The 19430-nt window shown below is 71.6% G+C and carries 17 protein-coding genes, 2 pseudogenes and 1 riboswitch; of the genes and pseudogenes, 16 read left to right on the top strand and 3 right to left on the bottom strand.

All coding sequences use genetic code 11. The features are described from left to right. Window positions 1-162 precede the first annotated feature (162 nt). Window positions 163-2550, bottom strand: coding sequence for an oxidoreductase (locus DK419_RS08565; RefSeq protein WP_109958707.1), 2388 nt, complete (start codon window positions 2548-2550; stop codon window positions 163-165). A gap of 390 nt (window positions 2551-2940) precedes the next feature. Here DK419_RS08565 and DK419_RS08570 point away from each other — a divergent pair, with 390 nt between their 5' ends. From DK419_RS08570 to map, 15 genes and pseudogenes are all read left to right on the top strand, one after another. Then, a complete protein-coding gene (locus DK419_RS08570) occupies window positions 2941-4125 on the top strand; it encodes an ABC transporter substrate-binding protein (RefSeq protein WP_109958708.1) in 1185 nt (394 codons plus the stop codon). Between the two features lie 26 nt (window positions 4126-4151). Beyond that, window positions 4152-5075, top strand: coding sequence for a branched-chain amino acid ABC transporter permease (locus DK419_RS08575; protein ID WP_109958709.1), 924 nt, complete (start codon window positions 4152-4154; stop codon window positions 5073-5075). Continuing rightward, window positions 5072-6061, top strand: a complete 990-nt coding sequence (locus DK419_RS08580; RefSeq protein ID WP_109958710.1) for a branched-chain amino acid ABC transporter permease — start codon at window positions 5072-5074, stop codon at window positions 6059-6061. The genes DK419_RS08575 and DK419_RS08580 overlap by 4 nt, the downstream gene beginning before the upstream one ends. Continuing rightward, window positions 6058-6825, top strand: coding sequence for an ABC transporter ATP-binding protein (locus tag DK419_RS08585; protein WP_109958711.1), 768 nt, complete (start codon window positions 6058-6060; stop codon window positions 6823-6825). Before DK419_RS08580 ends, DK419_RS08585 begins: the two co-directional genes overlap by 4 nt. After that, window positions 6825-7520 (top strand): ABC transporter ATP-binding protein, encoded by a 696-nt coding sequence (locus DK419_RS08590; protein WP_109958712.1) that lies wholly within the window; start codon window positions 6825-6827, stop codon window positions 7518-7520. Before DK419_RS08585 ends, DK419_RS08590 begins: the two co-directional genes overlap by 1 nt. 24 nt (window positions 7521-7544) lie before the next feature. Then, complete coding sequence (locus DK419_RS08595) at window positions 7545-8003, top strand: cupin domain-containing protein (RefSeq protein WP_109958713.1); 459 nt, start codon at window positions 7545-7547, stop codon at window positions 8001-8003. A gap of 5 nt (window positions 8004-8008) precedes the next feature. Then, a complete protein-coding gene (locus tag DK419_RS08600) occupies window positions 8009-9265 on the top strand; it encodes a flavin-dependent oxidoreductase (protein WP_109958714.1) in 1257 nt (418 codons plus the stop codon). Between the two features lie 242 nt (window positions 9266-9507). Continuing rightward, window positions 9508-10269, top strand: coding sequence for an SDR family NAD(P)-dependent oxidoreductase (locus DK419_RS08605; RefSeq protein ID WP_109958715.1), 762 nt, complete (start codon window positions 9508-9510; stop codon window positions 10267-10269). 140 nt (window positions 10270-10409) lie between these two features. Then, window positions 10410-10505: pseudogene (locus tag DK419_RS29975) on the top strand (MarR family winged helix-turn-helix transcriptional regulator); the annotation flags it as partial. A 258-nt stretch (window positions 10506-10763) separates the two neighbouring features. Then, a pseudogene (locus tag DK419_RS08615) lies at window positions 10764-11596 on the top strand (enoyl-CoA hydratase family protein). Between the two features lie 182 nt (window positions 11597-11778). Next, complete coding sequence (locus DK419_RS08620; RefSeq protein WP_109958716.1) at window positions 11779-12924, top strand: acyl-CoA dehydrogenase family protein; 1146 nt, start codon at window positions 11779-11781, stop codon at window positions 12922-12924. Between the two features lie 159 nt (window positions 12925-13083). Then, window positions 13084-14670 (top strand): AMP-binding protein, encoded by a 1587-nt coding sequence (locus DK419_RS08625; protein ID WP_245442998.1) that lies wholly within the window; start codon window positions 13084-13086, stop codon window positions 14668-14670. Further along, window positions 14667-15104 carry a RidA family protein gene (locus tag DK419_RS08630; RefSeq protein ID WP_109958717.1) on the top strand — a complete coding sequence of 146 codons (438 nt, stop codon included), beginning with the start codon at window positions 14667-14669 and terminating at the stop codon, window positions 15102-15104. Before DK419_RS08625 ends, DK419_RS08630 begins: the two co-directional genes overlap by 4 nt. Beyond that, window positions 15104-15946, top strand: a complete 843-nt coding sequence (locus tag DK419_RS08635) for an alpha/beta hydrolase (RefSeq protein ID WP_109958718.1) — start codon at window positions 15104-15106, stop codon at window positions 15944-15946. The genes DK419_RS08630 and DK419_RS08635 overlap by 1 nt, the downstream gene beginning before the upstream one ends. 402 nt (window positions 15947-16348) lie before the next feature. After that, window positions 16349-17101, top strand: a complete 753-nt coding sequence (gene map / locus DK419_RS08640; RefSeq protein ID WP_109958719.1) for a type I methionyl aminopeptidase — start codon at window positions 16349-16351, stop codon at window positions 17099-17101. Window positions 17102-17145: 44 nt separating this feature from the next. Here the strand turns inward: map and DK419_RS08645 are convergent, their stop codons facing one another. Then, a complete protein-coding gene (locus DK419_RS08645; RefSeq protein WP_109958720.1) occupies window positions 17146-18060 on the bottom strand; it encodes a bestrophin family protein in 915 nt (304 codons plus the stop codon). A gap of 108 nt (window positions 18061-18168) precedes the next feature. Next, window positions 18169-18594 carry a RidA family protein gene (locus DK419_RS08650; RefSeq protein ID WP_109958721.1) on the bottom strand — a complete coding sequence of 142 codons (426 nt, stop codon included), beginning with the start codon at window positions 18592-18594 and terminating at the stop codon, window positions 18169-18171. Window positions 18595-18701: 107 nt separating this feature from the next. Here DK419_RS08650 and DK419_RS08655 point away from each other — a divergent pair, with 107 nt between their 5' ends. Then, window positions 18702-19292: a TetR/AcrR family transcriptional regulator gene (locus DK419_RS08655; RefSeq protein ID WP_109958722.1), complete on the top strand. Its 591-nt coding sequence runs from the start codon at window positions 18702-18704 to the stop codon at window positions 19290-19292. Window positions 19293-19328: 36 nt separating this feature from the next. Then, window positions 19329-19427, top strand: a riboswitch (TPP riboswitch). The last annotated feature ends 3 nt before the right edge of the window (window positions 19428-19430 follow it).

Here is a 19430-nt window from a genome sequence, read left to right on the forward strand (position 1 = left end):
CTGCCCAGCATCGACGCACCCGCCTCGCCATTCGAGGCACTAACTCGTGTTAGGGCGCGTTCGTTATGCCTTGATGAACGAAGGCGTTGCTGGCGCAAGAAGCATCGTAACGTCTGAACAATCATCATGGGGGCGATCGATCGGGCAAGCGTCTCTTTCCCCCTACTCCGCCGCCTGTCCTGCTCCTTGCGCCGTCCCTTGCCCCGCCTGATGCGGCCGCGGCCGGGCCTTGCGCCGCAGGGCGATCTCCTGCTCGCGCGCTTTCGGCAATTCGCGGTGGGCCTGGTCGCGGCCCGGCAGGTAGGGCTTCGGCCAGGCCTGCGTGCGGGCATCGTACCAGGCCGAGGCCTGGCGGCAGAAGTTCGGGTTCCAGAGATGCGGCCGGCCGAGCGCCACGATGTCGGCCCGGCGGGTATGCAGGATCGTGTTGACCTGTCCGGCCTCGGTGATGGCTCCCACCGCCATCACCGCCATCGGCGCCCGGTTGCGGGCGTGGTTGCGGATCGCGTCGGCGAACTGGACCTGGAACATCCGGCCGTAGACCGGGCGCTGGTCGGCGACGGTCTGGCCGGCCGAGACGTCGACGAGGTCGCACCCCGCCTCCTGCAGGGCCCGCGCCACCGCCACCGTGTCGGCCTCGCTCATGCCGCCCTCGGCCCAGTCGGTGGCCGAGATGCGCACCGACATCGGCCGCTCCGCCGGCCAGGCCGCCCGCATGGCGCAGAAGACCTCGAGGGGAAAGCGCAGGCGGTTCTCGATCGAGCCGCCGTACTCGTCGGTGCGGGCGTTCGTCAGCGGCGAGAGGAACGAGGCCATCAGGTAGCCGTGGGCGCAGTGCAGTTCGAGCATGTCGAAGCCCGCCCGCGCCGCCCGCTCGGCGGCTCGCACGAACTCGTCGCGCACCCGGTCCATCCCGGCCCGGTCGAGGGCGCGCGGCACCTGGCTCACGCGATCGAGATAGGGGAGGGCCGAGGCCGAGACGATCGGCCAGTTGCCCTCGGGCAGCGGCCGGTCCATCCGCTCCCAGCCGACCTGGGTCGAGCCCTTCCGGCCGGCGTGCCCCAGCTGCATCACGATCTTCGTGTCGGTGTGGGCGTGGACGAAATCGACGATGCGGGCCCATTGCGCCTCGTGCGCGTCGGTCCAGAGCCCTGGGCAGCCCGGGGTGATGCGGGCGTCCGCCGACGGGCAGGTCATCTCGGTGAAGAGCAGGCCGGGGCCGCCGAGCGCGTGCGAGGTGTAGTGCACGAAGTGCCAGTCGGTGAGGTTGCCGCCCTCGTCGGCCGAGTACTGCGCCATCGGCGCCATCGCGACCCGGTTCGGGATCCGCATCTCGCGAAGGCGCAAACCCGTGAACATCGGCGTCGGCCGGCTCTCCCGGTAATCCTCGCCGGTCTCGGCATGGAGGCGGGCGTAGAAGGCGTCGTCGACCGCCGCGACGTAGGCGGGATCGCGCACCACCAGGTTGTCGTAGGTGACGGACTTCGCCCGACACATCACCACCATCGAGAACTGCTCGAGATCCATGTCCCAGGAGCGGTTCATGTGCTCGAACCAGGCGAGCGACACGTCGGCATTGTGCTGCACCACCTGGGCCGGGGTGCGCCGCGCCCGGTCGTAGGCCGCGAAGGCCGCCTGCACGTCCTCCTCGCCCTTCTCGACCAGCGCGTCCGAGAGCGCGATGGCGCATTCCATCGCGAGCTTGGTGCCCGAGCCGATCGAGAAATGCGCCGAGGCCTTGGCGTCGCCGAGCAGCACGATGTTGTCGTGCGACCAGGCGTGGCAGAAGATCCGCGGGAAGCGGCGCCAGGTCGAGCGGTTGAGGAGCAGGCCGTGGCCCTGCAATTCCTCGGCGTAGAGCTGCTCGAGGATCCGGCGCGAGCCCTCCTCGTCGGTCTCGGTGAAGCCGTGGCCCTGCCAGCAGGCCTCGTCCATCTCGAACACCCAGGTCGAGCGGCCGGGCTCGTACTGGTAGGTATGGGCGCAGACGATGCCGTGCGGGGTCTCGCGGAAGAAGTAGTTGAACTCGTCCATCGGCCGGGTCGAGCCCATCCAGCAGAAGCGGTTGGACTTGATCTCGACCTCGGGCTCGAACTCCTCCCGGAAGTGCTCGCGGATGCGCGAGTTGATGCCGTCGCAGGCGACGATGACGTCGGAATCGGGGAAGCGCTCCTTGAGCCGGTCGGGCGGGATGCTCTCGCCGAAATGCAGGTCCACCCCCTCCTCGCGGCAGCGCTCCTGGAGGATCTGCAGCAGGCGCATCCGGCTCACCCCGGCAAAGCCGTTGCCGCCGCACCGCATCACCCGACCCTCCTTGTGGATCGCGACGTCGTCCCAGTACGAGAACGCGTCCTGGATGCGGGAGAAGGAGCGGGAATCGCGCGACAGGAACTCGTGCAGGGTCTCGTCGGAGAACACGACGCCGAAGCCGAACGTGTCGTCGGCCCGGTTCTGCTCGTAGACCTCGACCTGCCAGCCGGGCCGGCGCTTCTTGGTCAGGAGCGCGCAGTAGAGCCCGCCGGGTCCGCCGCCGATCACCGTGACGCGCATGGAGGGCTCCTTCGTGGGACGGCGGGGTCGCCGGCGAAGAAACTTTATACTTGAAATATCGTGGCGCAAGGGGGCAGGCGCCGGATCGCCCGGCTGACCGGGGACGACGCGATCATCGATCGGGAACGCTCGGCCGATTGCTGCAGCGCAGCGATCAAAATGTCTTGTTTCTCAGCATTATGCTCGCTGCAATGCACAAGGATGCGGCAGGACGGAAAATTCATCGGAGGCGGTTGCCAGGAGATATTTCATGCGTAAAGTATTCCGGGCGGAGCGGTGTCGGGATCCGACGAAAGAAGCGCCGCCTTCGCCTCCCGCGCCGACTCGACTTCGGCCGCTTCGCGCCGGACAAGTGCCGACGATGCTCTCGACACGAAGGGGACACACGGGATGAAGTCGATCCGGAACGCCAGCCGCCTCGCGACCGCGCTGTTGGGCGCCACGCTGCTGGCCGGGCCCGCCGCCGCGCAAGGGCCCGAGAAGGTCCGGGTCGGACTGATGTTCACCCTGTCGGGCCCCTCCGCCGTACTCGGCGAGCAGGGCCGCGACGGCTTTCTGCTGGCCCTCGACAGCTTGGGCAAGAAGCTCGGCGGCCTCGACGTCGAAGTGGTGACGGTCGACGACGAGCTGAAGCCCGACGTCGCCACCAACAAGGCGCGCGAACTGGTGAAGCGCGACCGGGTCGACTTCGTGGTCGGGCCGACCTTCTCGAACGTCCTGCGCGCGGTGGTGCGCCCGGTGACCGATGGCGGCGCCTTCCTGATCTCGCCCAATGCCGGCACCTCGAACTATGCCGGGGCGGAGTGCAACCCGAACCTGTTCGTCTCGTCCTACCAGAACGACCAGGTCCACGAGGTGCTGGGCAAGTACGCGCAGAACAAGGGTTACAAGCGCCTCGTCCTGCTGGCCCCGAACTACCAGGCGGGCAAGGACTCGCTCGCCGGCTTCAAGCATTCCTACAAGGGCGAGGTGGTGAACGAGATGTTCACGCCGCTCGGCCAGCTCGACTTCTCGGCCGAGCTCGCCCAGATCTCGGCGGCCCAGCCCGACGCGGTGTTCGCCTTCATGCCCGGCGGCATGGGCGTCAACCTGGTGCGCCAGTACCGCCAGGCGGGCCTCAGCACGATCCCGTTCCTTTCCGCCTTCACGGTCGACGAGAGCACCCTGCCGGCCCAGAAGGACGCGGCGGTCGGCTACTACGGCGGCGCCAACTGGGCGCCGAACCTCGACAACCCGCAATCCAAGGCCTTCGTCGCCGCCTACGAGAAGAAGTACGGCAGCGTGCCGGGCACCTACGCCATGCAAGCCTACGACGCCGCCCTGATGATCGACGCCGCGGTCAAGCGCGCCAAGGGCGACCTGAAGGACAAGGACGCGATCCGCGCCGGCCTCAAGGCCGCCGAGTTCCAGTCCCTGCGCGGCAACTTCAAGATCGGCAACAACCACTACCCGATCCAGGATTTCTACCTCGTCAAGGCCGCCAAGCGGCCCGACGGGAAGTACGAAACCCAGATCGCCGAGAAGATCTTTTCGAATTATCAGGACAACTATGCTGCCGAGTGCAAGATGAAGTGATCGACGAATAAAAGGATGCCGGGCTGATGCTCAACCTGTTCCTGATCCAGGCGCTCAACGGCGTCCAGCTCGGCATCCTGCTGTTCCTGGTGGCGGCGGGGCTGACGCTGATCTTCGGGGTGATGGACCTCATCAACCTCGCCCACGGCGCGCTCTACATGATCGGCGCCTACCTCGCGGCGACGTTCACCGCCGCCACCGGCAGCTTCGGCCTCGGGCTGCTCTTGGCCCTGCCGGCGACGCTCGCCTTCGGCCTCGCCCTCGAATTCCTGGTGGTGCGCCACCTCTACGGGCGCGACCACCTCGACCAGGTGCTCGCCACCTTCGGGCTGATCCTGATCCTCAACGAGGGCGTGCGGATCGTCTGGGGCGCCGCCCCGATGAGCGTGCCGGTGCCGGACGCCCTGTCGGGCTCCGTCCGGCTCGTCGGCAGCCTGCATTACCCGCTCTACCGGGTCGCGATCATCGCCGCCGGCCTCGCGACGGCGCTGGGCCTCCACCTCCTCGTCAACCACACCCGGCTCGGCATGCGGCTGCGGGCAGGCGCCAGCAACGGGCCGATGGTGGCGGCGCTCGGCATCGACATCCGCCGGCTGTTCCTGGTGGTGTTCGGGCTCGGCGCGATGCTGGCGGGCTTCGCCGGCGCGATGGTGGCGCCGATCCTGTCGGTCGATCCCGGCATGGGCGATTCGGTGCTGATCCTGACCTTCGTGGTCATCGTGATCGGCGGCGTCGGCTCGGTGCGGGGCGCCTTCGTGGCGGGCCTCCTCGTCGGCCTCGCCGACCAGCTCGGCCGCACCTTCGGGCCGATCCTCTTGCGCAGCGTGATGGATGCGTCGGCCGCCTCGCAGACCGGGCGGACGCTGGCCCCGATGCTGATCTACATCCTGATGGCGGCCGTGCTGTTCTTCCGGCCCTCCGGCCTGTTCCCGGCGCGGGGGTCCCGATGACGACGCTCGTCGCCCGCGCCGCCGCCGAACCGCCCCGGCGCCGGGCCGCACTCCCCGCTACGGCCGTTGCCGGCCTGCTTCTCGCCGCGCTCGCCGCCCTGCCGGTCGCCGCGGAGGCCGCGGGCCTGCCCTTCCTGGTCGTCACCGCGACCCGGATGATGATCTTCGGCCTCGCCGCCCTCTCCCTCGACCTCGTGCTCGGCTACGGCGCGATGGTGTCGTTCGGCCACGCCGCCTTCATCGGGCTCGGGGCCTACGCGGTCGGCATCCTCGACGCCCACGGCATCCGCGACCTCGCGGTGCAGGCGCCGGTGGCGGCTCTCGTCTGCGCGCTCTTCGCCCTCGTCACCGGGGCGATCAGCCTTCGCACCCGCGGCGTCTACTTCATCATGATCACGCTGGCCTTCGGGCAGATGGCGTATTTCTTCATGGTCTCGCTCGCCGCTTACGGCGGCGACGACGGTTTGCCGCTGTCGGGCCGCTCGACCCTGTTCGGGATGCGGCTGATTGAGGGCGATCCGGCGCTGTTCTACTGCGTGCTGGCGGTGCTGGCGATCGCGCTCCTCGGCTTGCGCCGCGTCGTCGCCTCGCGCTTCGGCCGGGTCCTGCGCGGCAGCCGCGACAACGCGGTGCGGATGCAGGCGATCGGCTTCTCGCCCCTGCCCTACCGGCTCACCGCCTACGTGATCGCCGGCGCCATCGCGGGTCTCGCCGGGGTGCTGCTGGCCAACCAAGCCGAGTTCGCCTCCCCGGCCTACATGAGCTGGCAGCGCTCGGGCGAATTGATCGTCATGGTGGTGCTCGGCGGCATGGGCACGCTGATCGGGCCGGTCGTCGGGGCCGCCGCGCTCATCGCGCTGGAAGAGGTGCTGGCGCATTACTCCGACCATTGGCGCCTCGGCCTCGGGCTGATGCTGGTCGCGGTCGTGCTCCTCTCCCGCGGCGGCCTCGCGGGGCTCGCGGCGAAGCTCGGGAGGCGCGCGTGACCCCGCTCCTCCGGGATCCCCTTCTCTCCGTTCGGTCCTTGCGCAAGTCCTACGGGGCGCTCAAGGTCACCGACGACGTCAGCCTCGACGTGGCTTCGGGCGAATTGCACGCGATCATCGGCCCGAACGGCGCCGGCAAGACCACGCTGATCCACCAGCTCTCCGGCAGCCTGGCGAGCGATTCCGGCACGGTGCACCTCGCCGGCGAGGACGTGACGGCGCTGCCGATGGTGGCGCGGGTGCGACGGGGGCTCGCCCGCTCGTTCCAGATCACCTCGATCCTCGACGGGTTCTCGGTGCTGGAGAACGTCGCGCTCGCGGTCCAGGCCCGCTCCGGCTCGAGCTTCCGGTTCTTCCGCCCCGCGGCGAGCGAGACGGCGCTCAACGCCGAGGCGATGACCGCGCTCTCGCGCGTCGGCCTCGCCGACCGGGCCGGGCGGCGGGCCGGCAGCCTGTCGCACGGCGAGAAGCGCCAGCTCGAACTGGCGGTGGCGCTCGCAACGGACGCCCGCCTGCTCCTCCTCGACGAGCCGCTGGCCGGCACCGGCCCGGAGGAATCGGCGATCCTGGTCGGGCTGATGCGCGAGCTGAAGGCCACCCACACGATCGTGCTGATCGAGCACGACATGGACGCGGTGTTCGCGCTCGCCGACCGGATGAGCGTGCTGGTCTACGGCCGGGTCATCGCCAGCGGTGCGCCCGAGGTGGTCCGCACCGATCCCGCCGTGCGCGCGGCCTATCTCGGCGAGGAGGAGGCGGCCTGATGCTCACCGTCGAGGGACTGGAGAGCGCCTACGGCGATTCCCGCATCCTGTTCGGGATCGACCTGTCGGTCGCCAAGGGCGAGGTGGTGACGCTGCTCGGCCGCAACGGCATGGGCAAGACCACGACCGTGAAGTCGATCTTCGGCCTCTTGAAGCCCCGGGCCGGCCGGATCCTGATCGACGGCGAGGACATGGCCGGGCGCCCGTCCCACCTCGTCGCGAGACGGGGCCTGGGCCTGGTGCCGGAGGGCCGCCAGGTCTTCCCGACCCTCTCGGTCGAGGAGAACCTGGTGGCGACCCATCGCGGCGGGCGGGCCGCGAAGTGGAATCTCGACGCGGTCTACCGCCTGTTCCCGCGCCTGAAGGAGCGGCGGCGCAACGGCGGCGACCAGCTCTCGGGCGGCGAGCAGCAGATGCTGGCGATCGGGCGGGCGCTGATGACCAACCCGCGCCTCGTCGTCCTCGACGAGGCGACCGAGGGGCTGGCGCCGCTGATCCGCGAGGAGATCTGGGCCTGCCTGCGGGCGATCAAGGACGAGGGGGAGGCGATCCTGGTGATCGACAAGAACGTCGATGCCCTGGCCCGCTTCGCCGACCGCCACGTGGTGATCGAGAAGGGCCGCGTGGTCTGGACCGGCACTACTGCGGCGCTCCGGCAGGCGCCGGAGGTGAAGGACCGGTTCCTTCATGTGTGAAACATCTGTCGAAGGAGTAACCGCATGACCCCCATGACCGCAGGCATCACCCGCGCCGGTGACGGCATCGAGGGCGTCCGCTGGAACATCCTCGGGCAGATCTACGTGCCCAAGCAGCACACCGAGAGCTCGCTGTCCTGGCACGCCACCTTCCCGCCGGGCACCTTCGTGCCGCCGCACATCCATCCGACGCAGGACGAGTTCCTGTACATCCTGCAAGGAAAGCTCACCGCCGTGCTCGACGGGCAGGAGAGCGTGGCCGAGCCCGGCGACACGGTCCGGCTGCCGCGGGGCCAGCCGCACGGGCTGTTCAACCGGACGGACGCGGACGTGAAGTGCGTCTTCTGGGTCTCGCCGGCGCGCCGCCTCTACGACCTGTTCTGGGCCCTGCACAATCTCGGACCGCAGGCGAACCCGGCCGACGTGGTGGCGATCTCGGCCAAGCACGAGGTCGACTTCCTGCCGCCCCCGGACGCGGAGTGAGGCCTATGCGCGTCATCATCGTCGGCGCCGGGATCGGCGGGCTCGCCACCGCCCTGATGCTCCACCGGCGCGGCATCCGCGCCACCATCGTCGAGCAGGCCTCCGAGGTGCGCGAGGTCGGGGTCGGCATCAACACCCTGCCGCACGCGATCCGCGAGCTCGCCGAGCTCGACCTGCTGCCGGCCCTCGACCGGGTGGCGATCCGGACGAAGGAACTCGCCTACTTCAACCGCCAGGGCCAGGAGGTCTGGCGCGAGCCGCGCGGGATCGATGCCGGCCACCCGGTGCCGCAATTCTCGATCCATCGCGGGCGCCTCCAGGCCGTGCTCTACGACGCGGTGCGCGAGCGCCTCGGGCCGGACGCGGTCAAGACCGGCCTGTCGCTCGCCGGCTTCCTGCAGGACGAGGGCGGGGTCACGGCCCACTTCACCGATTCGCTGAGAGGCGATGCCGGCCGCACCATGCGGGGCGACGTGCTCGTCGCCTGCGACGGCATCCACTCGGTGGTGCGGAAAAAATTCTTCCCCGACGAGGGCCCGCCGCGCTGGGACGGGGTGCTGATGTGGCGCGGCGCCACCGAGTGGGCACCTTGGGGCGACGGCCGCACCATGGCGATCGGCGGCGGCATGGGGGCGAAATGCGTCCTCTACCCGATCGCCGAGGCCGAGGGCGGGCGCCAGCTCATGAACTGGGTGGTGTTCGTGAAGATGGCGGACGGCGCCGTCTCGCCGCCGCCGAAGGAAAGCTGGTCGCGCCCCGCCCACCGCTCGCAGGTGCTGCCCTACGCCCGTCGCTTCGCCTTGCCGGATTTCGACCTCGCGGCGCTCGTCGAGGCGACGCCGCAGATCTTCGAGTACCCGATGTGCGACCGCGATCCGCTGCCGAGCTGGACCCACGGCTGGGTGACGCTGCTGGGTGATGCCGCCCACCCGATGTACCCGGTCGGCTCGAACGGCGCCTCGCAGGCGATCCTCGATGCGCGGGCGATCAGTGACGCGCTCGCCCGGGCCGAGCACCCGATGCAGGCGCTCCATGCTTATGAGGCCGAGCGCCGGCCGAAGACCGCCGAGATCGTGATGCTCAACCGCAAGGGCGGGCCGGAGCGGGTGATCGACGAGGTCGAGAAGCGGGCCCCTGCCGGGTTCGCCCGGATCGAGGACGTGCTGAGCCACGCCGAGAGGCAGGCGATCGTCGGGGGTTACGCCGGCAAGGCCGGGTTCGCGGTGGCCGGCAAGGTGAGTCCGCTCAGGATGGCGGTGTGAGGCACGCCGCGCCGTGAGCACTCTCCTCTCCCCGCGGGCGGGGAGAGGGTTTCGCCCCCCTTGTCGGGGGCGAAGCGAGGCGGAAGCCGAGGGTGAGGGGGACGTGCCGAATGAGGCTCTTGCGGCAAACACCCCCCTCATCCTCGCCCTTCGGGCTCATTGCGACCCCGACAAGGGGTACCCCTCTCCCCGCCCGCGGGAGAGGGGTACCCGCGCCCAAATCCTTTAAGGTTGAAATATCCATGACCAACCCCTCTCCCCGCCACGTCCTCGTCACCGGCGCCGCCCGCGGCATCGGGCGGGCGATCGCGGCCGGGTTCGTGGCGGCGGGGGAGCGGGTGACCGTGCTCGGCCGCACGCCTTCGAGCGCCGCGCGGGCGCGCGACGAACTCGGGGCGGCTCACGCCGTCGCGGCCGACGTGACCGACGCGGCGGCCCTGGAGCGCGCCCTGGCGGAGACCGCCGAGCAGGCCGGCCCGGTCGCGGTGCTGGTCAACAATGCCGGCGGCGCCGAGACCGCGCCGCTCGCCCGCAGCGACGTCGACACCCTGCGGCGGATGATGGCGCTCAACCTCGAACCGGTGCTGGTGGCGGCCCGCGCCGTGGTGCCGGGCATGAAGGCGGCGGGGGGCGGACGGATCGTCTCGGTCGCCTCCACCGCCGGGCTGAAAGGCTACGCTTACGTGGGCGCCTACTGCGCCGCCAAGCACGCCGTCGTCGGCCTCACCCGGGCGCTGGCCCTGGAGCTGGCCGCCACCGGCATCACCGTCAACGCGGTCTGCCCCGGCTTCACCGACACCGACCTCGTCGGCAGCGCCATCGACGGGCTGGAGGCGAAGACCGGCCGCGGGCGCGACGACCTCCTGACCGAGTTCACCCGCCACAACCCGATGGGCCGCCTGATCCGCCCGGAGGAGGTGGCCGACGCCGTGATGTGGCTCGCCGGGAGAGACGCCGGCGCCGTCACCGGCCAGGCCGTCGCGGTGGCGGGAGGCGAGCTGTGAGCGCAGCCACCGAGATCCCCGCCCATCGCAGCGAGCTGCGGCTGTGGCTGCGGCTGCTCACCACCGCCAACACCATCGAGGCGGAGATCCGCCGGCGCCTGCGCGACCGCTTCAACACCACGCTCCCTCGCTTCGACCTGATGGCGCAGCTCGAGCGCGCGCCCGACGGCATCCAGCTCGGCGAGCTGTCGCGCCGGATGATGGTCTCGAACGGCAACGTCACCGGCCTCGTCGAGCGGCTGGCGCAGGAGGAGCTGATCGACCGCCAGGTCTCGGAGGTCGACCGCCGGGCGGTACAGGTGCGCCTGACGCGCCAAGGCCGCGCGGTCTTCGCCGAGATGGCGCGGGCCCATGCCGACTGGATCGCCGAGCTCGTCGGCGCCCTCGACCCCGCCGAGCAGGAAGCGCTCTCGACCCAGCTCTCCGCCCTCAAGGCCTCGGTGCGGCCGGGCGGCAATTCCGAGAAGCCCAAGCCAAAACGCCAGGGAGGCACAATGAGGCGCCAGAACGCCATCGCGGCCCCGCTCGAGGGCTTCACGCCGCAGCATTTCGGCTTCGCGATCGACGGCGGCATCGCGACCGTGACGCTCAACCGGCCGGAGAAGAAGAACCCGCTCACCTTCGAGAGCTACGCCGAACTGCGCGACACCTTCCGGCCCTGCGCTTCGAGGAGAGCGTGACCGCGGTCGTCATCACGGGCGCCGGCGGCAATTTTTCCAGCGGCGGCGACGTGTTCGAGATCATCGAGCCGCTGACCACCATGGGGGCGGCCGACCTCCACGCCTTCACGACGATGACCGGCGACCTCGTCAAGGAGATGCGGGCCTGCCCGCAGCCGGTCGTCGCCGCGGTCGAGGGTGTCTGCGCGGGAGCCGGCGCGATCATCGCCATGGCCTCCGACCTGCGGGTGGCGGGCACCGGCGCCAAGGTGGCGTTCCTGTTCAACCGGGTGGGGCTCGCCGGCTGCGACATGGGCGCCTGCGCGATCCTGCCCCGGATCGTCGGCCAGGGCCGGGCCTCGGAGCTTCTCTATACCGGCCGCTTCATGAGCGCCGAGGAGGGCGAGCGCTGGGGCTTCTTCAACCGCCTCGTCCCGACGGGAGAGGCTTTGACCGCGGCCCGCGAGACCGCCCGCGCGCTGGTGCAAGGCCCGGCCTACGCCAACGGCCTGACCAAGCGGATGCTGCACATGGAATGGGCGATGGGGGTGGATGCCGCCATCGACGCCGAGGCGATGGCCCAGGCGCTCTGCATGAAGACCCAGGATTTCCGCCGCGCCTTCGAGGCCTTCGCCGGCAAAACGAAGCCGGTCTTCGAGGGGAATTGAGCGATGACCCTCGGAAGCCCGCTTCCTCCCACCCTCCACCTCATCCTGAGGTGCCGCGCAGCGGCCTCGAAGGAGCGCTCCAGCAATCTCCGCGATCCCTGGAGCCCTCCTTCGAGGCTCCCTCCGGTCGCACCTCAGGATGAGGGTGCGGGCGGGATGAATCGGATGGGGAGCCTCTGACCATGCCCGACCGCAGCTTCCTCGACTGGCCGTTCTTCGAGCCCCGCCACCGCGACCTCGCTCTCGAGGCCGATTCCTGGGCCGCCCGCACGGTGCCCGCCCTCGTCGACCATCACGACGTCGACGGCTCGTGCCGGCGCCTCGTCGCGGCCCTCGGCGAGGCCGGCTTCCTGCGCTTCGCCGCCCCCGAGGACGGGCGCTTCGACGTGCGGGCGCTCTGCCTTCTCCGCGAGACCTTCGCCCGCCACGACGGGCTCGCCGATTTCGCCTTCGCCATGCAGGGCCTCGGCACCGGGGCGCTGACGCTCTCCGGCACGGCGGCGCAGCGGGAGGCGGTGCTCCCCGGGGTCAGGGCCGGGCGCCGCATCGCCGCCTTCGCGCTGACCGAGCCGGAGGCGGGCTCGGACGTCGCCCAGATCGCGCTCGCGGCGGAGCCGCTGCCCGACGGCACGGTGCGGCTCACCGGCGAGAAGACCTGGATCTCGAACGGCGGCATCGCCGACACGTACGTCGTCTTCGCCCGCAGCGGCGAGGCGCCGGGCGCGCGCGGCCTCTCGGCCTACCTCGTGCCGGCGGACACGCCCGGCCTGACGGTGGCGGAGCGCCTCGACACCATCGCGCCGCATCCGCTCGCACGCCTTCGCTTCGACGATTGCCGGGTGCCGGCGGAGAACCGCATCGGCGAGGGCGGAGCCGGGTTCAAGGTCGCGATGGCGACGCTCGACGTCTTCCGCTCCACCGTCGGCGCCGCGGCGCTCGGCTTCGCCCGCCGCGCCCTCGACGCCTCCCTGACGCGGGCGCAGACCCGAAAACTGTTCGGGGCGCCGCTCGCCGCGATGCAGCTGACCCAGACCAGCCTCGCCGAGATGGCGACGGCGATCGATAGTGCGGCGCTCCACGTCTACCGCGCCGCCTGGACCCGCGATTCCGGGGCGCCCCGCATCACCCGCGAGGCCGCGATGGCCAAGATGGTGGCGACGGAAGCCGCGCAGGAGGTGATCGACCGGGCGGTGCAGCTCCACGGCGGCGAGGGCGTCCGCTCCGGCTCGGTGCCGGAGACGCTCTACCGCGAGATCCGGGCGCTGCGGATCTACGAGGGCGCCACCGAGGTCCAGAAGCTCGTCATCGCCCGCCAGATTCTCGCCTGAGAGGAGGACCGTCCGATGGAGGCCGCCATGCCGGAGACCCCGATCCCGATGCCGGACATCCCGGCGACCGCTCCCGAGGCCTCCCCCCGCCCCGGCGGCAGCCCGTGGGCGCGCCTCCCCGACACCTTCGTGCGGGACAACCTGCCCCCGCCGGACCGGATGCCGGACTTCGTCAACCTCGACCGGCTTGGCTACCCCGAGCACCTGAACGCCACCGTCGAGCTGGTCGACCGCCACGTGGCGGAGGGGCGCGGCGAGCGGGTGGCGCTCGTCGGCCCGGACGTGACCTGGACCTATGCCGAGCTGAAGCGGCAGATCGACCGGATGGCGAACGTGCTGGTGGACCGGCTCGGCCTCGTGCCGGGCGGTCGCGTCCTGCTGCGCTCGGCCAACAACCCGACCAAGGTCGCGCTCTACCTCGCCATCATCAAGGCGGGCGGGATCGTGGTGGCGACGATGCCGCTCTTGCGGGCGCGCGAGCTGACCCAGATCCTCGACAAGGCCCGCATCCCGCTGGCGCTGTGCGATGCCGGGCTGATCGACGAGATGGCGAAGGCCGCCGACGGCCGAACCGATCCGGTGCGGATCGTGACCTGGCGCGGCACCGCCGGCGGCGAGCTCGGCGACCTTCTCGCAGGTGCGAGCGAGCATTTCGAGGCGCCCCCGACCCGGGCCGACGACCCGTGCCTGCTCGGCTTCACCTCCGGCACCACCGGCCTGCCGAAGGCGACGATCCACTACCAGCGCGACCTCCTGGTGATCTGCGACTGTTACGGCCGCGAGGTGCTGCAGGCGACGGAAGACGACGTGTTCGTCGGCTCGCCGCCGCTCGCCTTCACCTTCGGCCTCGGCGGGCTGGTGCTGTTTCCGTTCCGGGTCGGCGCCCGGGCGGTCTTGCTCGAGAAGGCGGGGCCGGCCGAACTCGCGGCGGCGATCGAGCGCCACCGCGCGACCGTGCTGTTCACGGCGCCGACCGCCTACCGGGCGATGCTCGGGCTCGTCGGCCGGCACGACCTGTCGAGCTTGCGCAAGTGCGTCTCGGCCGGCGAGACCCTGCCGGCGCCGACCTGGCACGCCTGGGCGAAGGCGACCGGCCTCAAGCTGATGGACGGCATCGGCGCGACCGAGATGCTGCACATCTTCATCGCCTCGCCCGAGGACGAGATCCGCCCCGGCGCCACGGGCCGGCCGGTACCGGGCTACGAGGCGCGGGTGATCGATCCGGACGGCGCGCCGTGCCCGCCCGGGGTGCCGGGGCGCCTCGCGGTGCGCGGGCCGATCGGCTGCCGCTACCTCGCCGACGAGCGCCAGAGCTCTTACGTCCGGGACGGCTGGAACGTCACCGGCGACACCTACCTGCAGGATGCCGACGGCTATTTCTGGTTCCAGGCCCGCAACGACGACATGATCGTCTCGGCCGGCTACAACATCGCCGGGCCGGAGGTGGAGGCGAGCCTGCTCGCCCATCCGGCGGTGGCCGAATGCGGCGTCGTCGCGGCGCCCTGCCCGGAGCGCGGCCGGATCGTCGCCGCCTACGTGGTGCTGAACGCGGGCTTCACCGGGACCGAGGCGCTGACGAAGGCGCTGCAGGAGCACGTGAAGAACGACCTCGCGCCCTACAAGTACCCGCGGGCCCTGCACTACGTGGAGAGCCTGCCCAAGACCGAATCCGGCAAGCTGCAACGCTTCGCCCTGCGCCGGCAGGCCGAGGCGCAAGCCGCCACCGTCCAGGGAGAGACCGCATGACCGCCAGCCCGATCCCGCTCCACCCCGAGAGCCCCGCCCTCTCGACCCTCCAGCCCCCGGGCTGGAAGAAGCCGAAGGGCTACGCCAACGGCATGGCCGGCCGCGGCACCGTGGTGATGACCGGCGGCCTGATCGGCTGGGACGCCGACGAGGTCCTGGCCGAGGGCTTCCTGCCCCAGGTCGAGCAAACCTTACGCAACATCGTCGCCGTGCTGGCCGAGGCCGGGGCCGGGCCGGAGCACGTCGCCCGCCTGACCTGGTACGTGCGCAGCGTCGACACCTACCGCGCCGCGCTGCCCGAGCTCGGGCCGGTCTACCGCCGGGTGATGGGCCGCCACTTCCCCGCCATGGCGCTGGTCGGCGTCGCCGACCTCGTCGAGCCCGGCGCGCTGGTCGAGATCGAGGCGACCGCGATCGTGCCGGACGCCGCGTGATGCGGGCGCCGACCTGGACCACCGGCGGTCCCCTGCGCGACATCGACCGCGCCTACGACAACGTGGGCGCGATCCCCGACGCCAAGACCTACCCGCCGCGCTGGAGCGAGGCGGCGGCGGCCTTCCGCGACCGGCTCTCGGCACGGGGCCGCGCCCGCCTCGCCCTGCCCTACGGCGCCGGCCTGCGCCACGCCTACGACCTGTTCCTGCCCGAGGCTGAGCCCACCGGCCTCGCGGTGTTCGTCCATGGCGGCTACTGGAAGGCGTTCGACCGCTCGGTCTGGTCGCACCTCGCCGCGGGGCCGCTCGCCCACGGCTTCGCCGTCGCGCTGCCGAGCTACACACTCTGCCCGGAGGCGCGCCTCTCGGCGATCACCGCCGAGATCGCCGCCTTCCTCGACCAGGCGAGCGCCGAGGTGGCGGGGCCGATCCACCTCTCGGGCCACTCCGCCGGCGGCCACCTCGTCACCCGGATGCTCTGCACCGACGTCGCCCCCGCCTGCGCCGGGCGGATCGCCAGGACCGTGTCGATCAGCGGCGTCCACGACCTGCGCCCGCTCCTCGCGACGCAGATGAACGAGATCCTGCGCCTCGACTCGGACGAGGCCCGCGCCGAGAGCCCGGTCCTCCACGCGCCCCGCTCCGGCGCCAGGCTGATCGCCGTCGCGGGGAGCGACGAGCTGCCGGAGTTCCGCCGCCAGAACCTGCTGCTGCCGACGATCTGGCACGGGCTCGGGGCGGAGACGGAGGCGTTCGAGATCGCCGGTGCCCACCATTTCAGCGTCATCGCGGGGCTGGCCGACCCGGAGAGTGACCTGACGCGGGCGCTGGTCGGCGGCTGACGCGAGTTCCGCGTGATGTTCCTGATCAAATAGAGGCGCGAGTATCCTCCTCTCCCCGCGGGCGGGGAGAGGGCTGGGTTCCCGTTCAGGGAACCCAGCAAGCGCAGGCGAAGCCGGAGTGAGGGTGAGGGGGTCTCGACGAGCGAGGCTCTTCCGGAACCGCCCCCTCACCCTCGCCCTGCGGGCTTGCTGCGCCCCCGACGAGGGGGGCGCAGCCCTCTCCCCGCCCGCGGGGAGAGGGGGAGACCAGCGTCTTTCCCCTCCCCGGGGGTGAAGGACGCCGTGCTTCGGACTTGTGGGGCCGCTCGGACTCGAAGCCTTCCACCCGGGACTTTGCCCGCCCCCGCCGCGATGGCACAAGCGCACGGGATCTTGCGGTCCGGCCGCGCGAGGAACGACCACATGACGGTGTCGAGCGACGACGAGCTGGAGGGATTGCGGCGGATCGGCCGCATCGTCGCCGACGCGCTGGAGATCATGGGCAAATCGATCGAACCCGGCATGACCACGGCCGAGCTCGACCGGATCGGGCGCGACGTCCTCGAGCGCGAGGGCGCCCGCCCGGCGCCCGAGATGGTCTACGGGTTCCCGGGCGCGACCTGCATCAGCGTCAACGAGGAGATCGCCCACGGCATCCCGGGGAACCGCCGGATCCTGGCCGGCGACCTCGTCAACGTCGACGTCTCGGCCGAGAAGGACGGCTGGTTCTCCGATACCGGCGCCTCCTTCGCGGTGCCGCCGGTGACCCGGGCGGTCGAGCGGCTGTGCCGGGACGGGCGCCGGGCGATGTGGACCGGCTTGCGCCAGGTCGGGGCCGGCAAGCCGCTGTCGGGCATCGGCCGGGCGGTCGGCGCCTTCGCGAAGAAGAACGGCTACACCCTGGTGCGCAACCTCGCGAGCCACGGCGTCGGCGCCTCGCTGCACGAGGAGCCGACCGAGATCGCGACCTGGCCCGACGCCTCCGAGCGCCGGATCATGGCCGAGGGGCTGGTCTTCACCGTCGAGCCGTTCCTGTCGCTCGGCGCCGACTTCGCCGAGAACGGCGACGATCCCTGGACCCTCTACAGCCGGCCGCAGGCGCTGACGGTGCAGTACGAGCACACGGTGGTGGCGACCCGCAACGGGCCCCTCGTCCTCACCATGCCGAGCCCGTAGCGCGCGTCGGTGCAGGCGGCTGCGCTCAGCGCAGGCGGCTGCGCTCAGCGCAGCCAGTAGCGCTCCGGCGCCAGCGGCGGCGGCACCGGCTCGCCGAGGGCGTCCTGCACCACGCCGTCGACGGTGCGCAGGAGCGCGTCGAGGGGCAGGTCGTTGGCGGCCGCGCCGAACGGCTCCTCGAGCTCGTCGCCGAGCGCGTCGAGGCCGAAGAACGTGTAGGCGACGAGCGCCGTCGCCACCGGCGTGCCCCAGCCCAGGGACGCAGCCAGCCCGAACGGCAGGAGCAGGCAGTAGAGCCAGGCGGTGCGGTAGAGGAGCAGCGTGTAGGCGAAGGGCAGGGGCGTGCCCTGGATGCGCTCGCAGGCCGCCTGCACGCCCGACAGCCCGGCGAGCTTCCCCTCGATCAGGCCGAACGACACGTCGCTCAAGGCGCCCTCCCGCACGGCCCCGCCGAGATCGATCGCGAGGCCGGTCAGCGCCGCGTCGGCGGGGCTCGCGCAGGCGGCCAGGCGCCCGCGCTCGGCCTCCGGCAGGAACGGGGCCGCCTCGGCCGCGGCGTCCCTGCCCCGCAGGCGGGCATGGAGCGCGTGGGTGAAGCCGGCGAGCCGGTTCAGGCAGCGCCGCCGGCGAGCCTCGTCCTCCGGCAGAAGCGCGCCGAGCAGGCGGGCAAGGCCCCGCGCCTCGACGATCAGGGCGCCCCAGACCTTCCGGGCCTCCCACCAGCGATCGTAGCAGGCGTTGTTGCGGAAGCTGAGGAAGATCGACAGGGCGAGGCCGATCAGCGTGAACGGCCCGATGCCGGCATGGAGCGGGATCGCGCGGGCCCAGCCCTGCTCCGTCGCCACCACCAGGCAGGCCACCGCCGTGATCCCGATCACCTGCGGGGCGATCTGCGGCAGGATCGACCCGCGCAGCGCGAACAGGATCGCGAGGGCGCCGGGGCGGGAACGGACGATCATCGGAGGAGGACCTGCATCGGGACGGGACCTGCATCGGGGAAGCGCCCGCATCCGGACCGGGGCCGGCCGGGTGCGGGGGCGCGGTCATCCGCCCCCGCGCCCCCGCGGTCAAGCGCCGGCCGCCCGGCCGCCGGCGGGAATGCGCGCGATCGCCTTGATCTCGAAGTCGAAGCCCGCGAGCCAGGTCACCCCGACGGCGGTCCAGTTCGGGTAGGGCGGCTCGCCGATCACCCGATCGCGCACCCGCATCACCGCGTCGAACTGCGCCTCCGGGTCGGTGTGGAAGGTCGTCACGTCGACGACGTCGTCGAAGGTGCAGCCCGCCGCCGCCAGCACCGCCGCGAGCCGGGCGAAGGCCTGCGCGACCTGGGCCTCGAACTTGGGCTCGGGCGACCCGTCCTCGCGGCTGCCGACCTGGCCGGAGACGAACAGGAGGTCGCCGGAGCGGATCGCCGCCGAGTAGCGGTGCTTGTCGTAGAGGGCCTGCCGGCCGGGCGGGAAGACGGCGTCGCGGGTGGGTCGGGCTTGCGCCATGGGTTGCTCCTCCGGGCCGCGCGTTGATATACGGTCCGTATGTGAAGGAGCATGGATACGCGCCGTATGTCAATTCACATACGGCGCGTATGTCACGAGGGAGCGGAATGGCCGGACGACGCGCGCGGATGATGGAGGAGACGAAGGGGAAGCTCCTCCGGGCCGCCCGGGACGCCTTCGCGACGAAGGGCTACGCGGCCGCCTCGATGGACGACCTGACCGCCGAGGCCGGGCTGACGCGCGGCGCGCTCTACCACCATTTCGGCGACAAGAAGGGGCTGCTCCAGGCGGTCATCGATCGCATCGACGCCGAGATGGCGGCGCGGCTGCGGGTCGTCGGCGAGGGCGCGCCGACGCCGTGGCACGGGCTCCTCGACGAGTACCGGGCCTATATCGAGATGGCGCTGGAGCCCGAGATCCAGCGCATCGTGCTCCTCGACGGCCCGGCGGTGCTCGGCGATCCGTCCCGCTGGCCGAGCCAGAACGCCTGCCTCGCCGAGACGACCCGGCGCATCGGGGCCCTCGTCGCGGACGGGGCGATCCCGGCGATCGACCCGGAGGCGGCGGCGCGCCTCCTCAACGGCGCCTCGCTCCACGCGGCTTTGTGGGTCGCGGCCTCGGACGCGCCCGAGGCGGTGCTGGGAAAGGCCCTCGACGCGTTCCGGCGGCTCGCCGAGGGGTTGGGGCGCCCAGCTTGACACCCGCGCCCACGCCCCCCACTCTCCCCCGCTCCCAGGGGAGCCTCGCGAGGAGGCTGAGATTCCGCCGGTCCGGACCCGTCCGGGCGCCGCGGTGACCCTATGAACCTGATCCGGGTCATGCCGGCGTAGGGATGC

The sequence above is a fragment of the Methylobacterium terrae genome (assembly GCF_003173755.1).
GTDB lineage: Bacteria > Pseudomonadota > Alphaproteobacteria > Rhizobiales > Beijerinckiaceae > Methylobacterium > Methylobacterium terrae.

Coding starts and splice junctions, on each gene's coding strand:
- map (WP_109958719.1), top strand. CDS start 16,349: ATGACGGTGTCGAGCGACGACGAGCTGGAGGGATTGCGGCGGATCGGC.
- DK419_RS08645 (WP_109958720.1), bottom strand. CDS start 18,060: ATGATCGTCCGTTCCCGCCCCGGCGCCCTCGCGATCCTGTTCGCGCTG.
- DK419_RS08635 (WP_109958718.1), top strand. CDS start 15,104: ATGCGGGCGCCGACCTGGACCACCGGCGGTCCCCTGCGCGACATCGAC.
- DK419_RS08625 (WP_245442998.1), top strand. CDS start 13,084: ATGCCGGACTTCGTCAACCTCGACCGGCTTGGCTACCCCGAGCACCTG.
- DK419_RS08565 (WP_109958707.1), bottom strand. CDS start 2,550: ATGCGCGTCACGGTGATCGGCGGCGGACCCGGCGGGCTCTACTGCGCG.
- DK419_RS08630 (WP_109958717.1), top strand. CDS start 14,667: ATGACCGCCAGCCCGATCCCGCTCCACCCCGAGAGCCCCGCCCTCTCG.
- DK419_RS08570 (WP_109958708.1), top strand. CDS start 2,941: ATGAAGTCGATCCGGAACGCCAGCCGCCTCGCGACCGCGCTGTTGGGC.
- DK419_RS08590 (WP_109958712.1), top strand. CDS start 6,825: ATGCTCACCGTCGAGGGACTGGAGAGCGCCTACGGCGATTCCCGCATC.
- DK419_RS08620 (WP_109958716.1), top strand. CDS start 11,779: ATGCCCGACCGCAGCTTCCTCGACTGGCCGTTCTTCGAGCCCCGCCAC.
- DK419_RS08600 (WP_109958714.1), top strand. CDS start 8,009: ATGCGCGTCATCATCGTCGGCGCCGGGATCGGCGGGCTCGCCACCGCC.
- DK419_RS08575 (WP_109958709.1), top strand. CDS start 4,152: ATGCTCAACCTGTTCCTGATCCAGGCGCTCAACGGCGTCCAGCTCGGC.
- DK419_RS08595 (WP_109958713.1), top strand. CDS start 7,545: ATGACCCCCATGACCGCAGGCATCACCCGCGCCGGTGACGGCATCGAG.
- DK419_RS08650 (WP_109958721.1), bottom strand. CDS start 18,594: ATGGCGCAAGCCCGACCCACCCGCGACGCCGTCTTCCCGCCCGGCCGG.
- DK419_RS08580 (WP_109958710.1), top strand. CDS start 5,072: ATGACGACGCTCGTCGCCCGCGCCGCCGCCGAACCGCCCCGGCGCCGG.
- DK419_RS08605 (WP_109958715.1), top strand. CDS start 9,508: ATGACCAACCCCTCTCCCCGCCACGTCCTCGTCACCGGCGCCGCCCGC.
- DK419_RS08655 (WP_109958722.1), top strand. CDS start 18,702: ATGGCCGGACGACGCGCGCGGATGATGGAGGAGACGAAGGGGAAGCTC.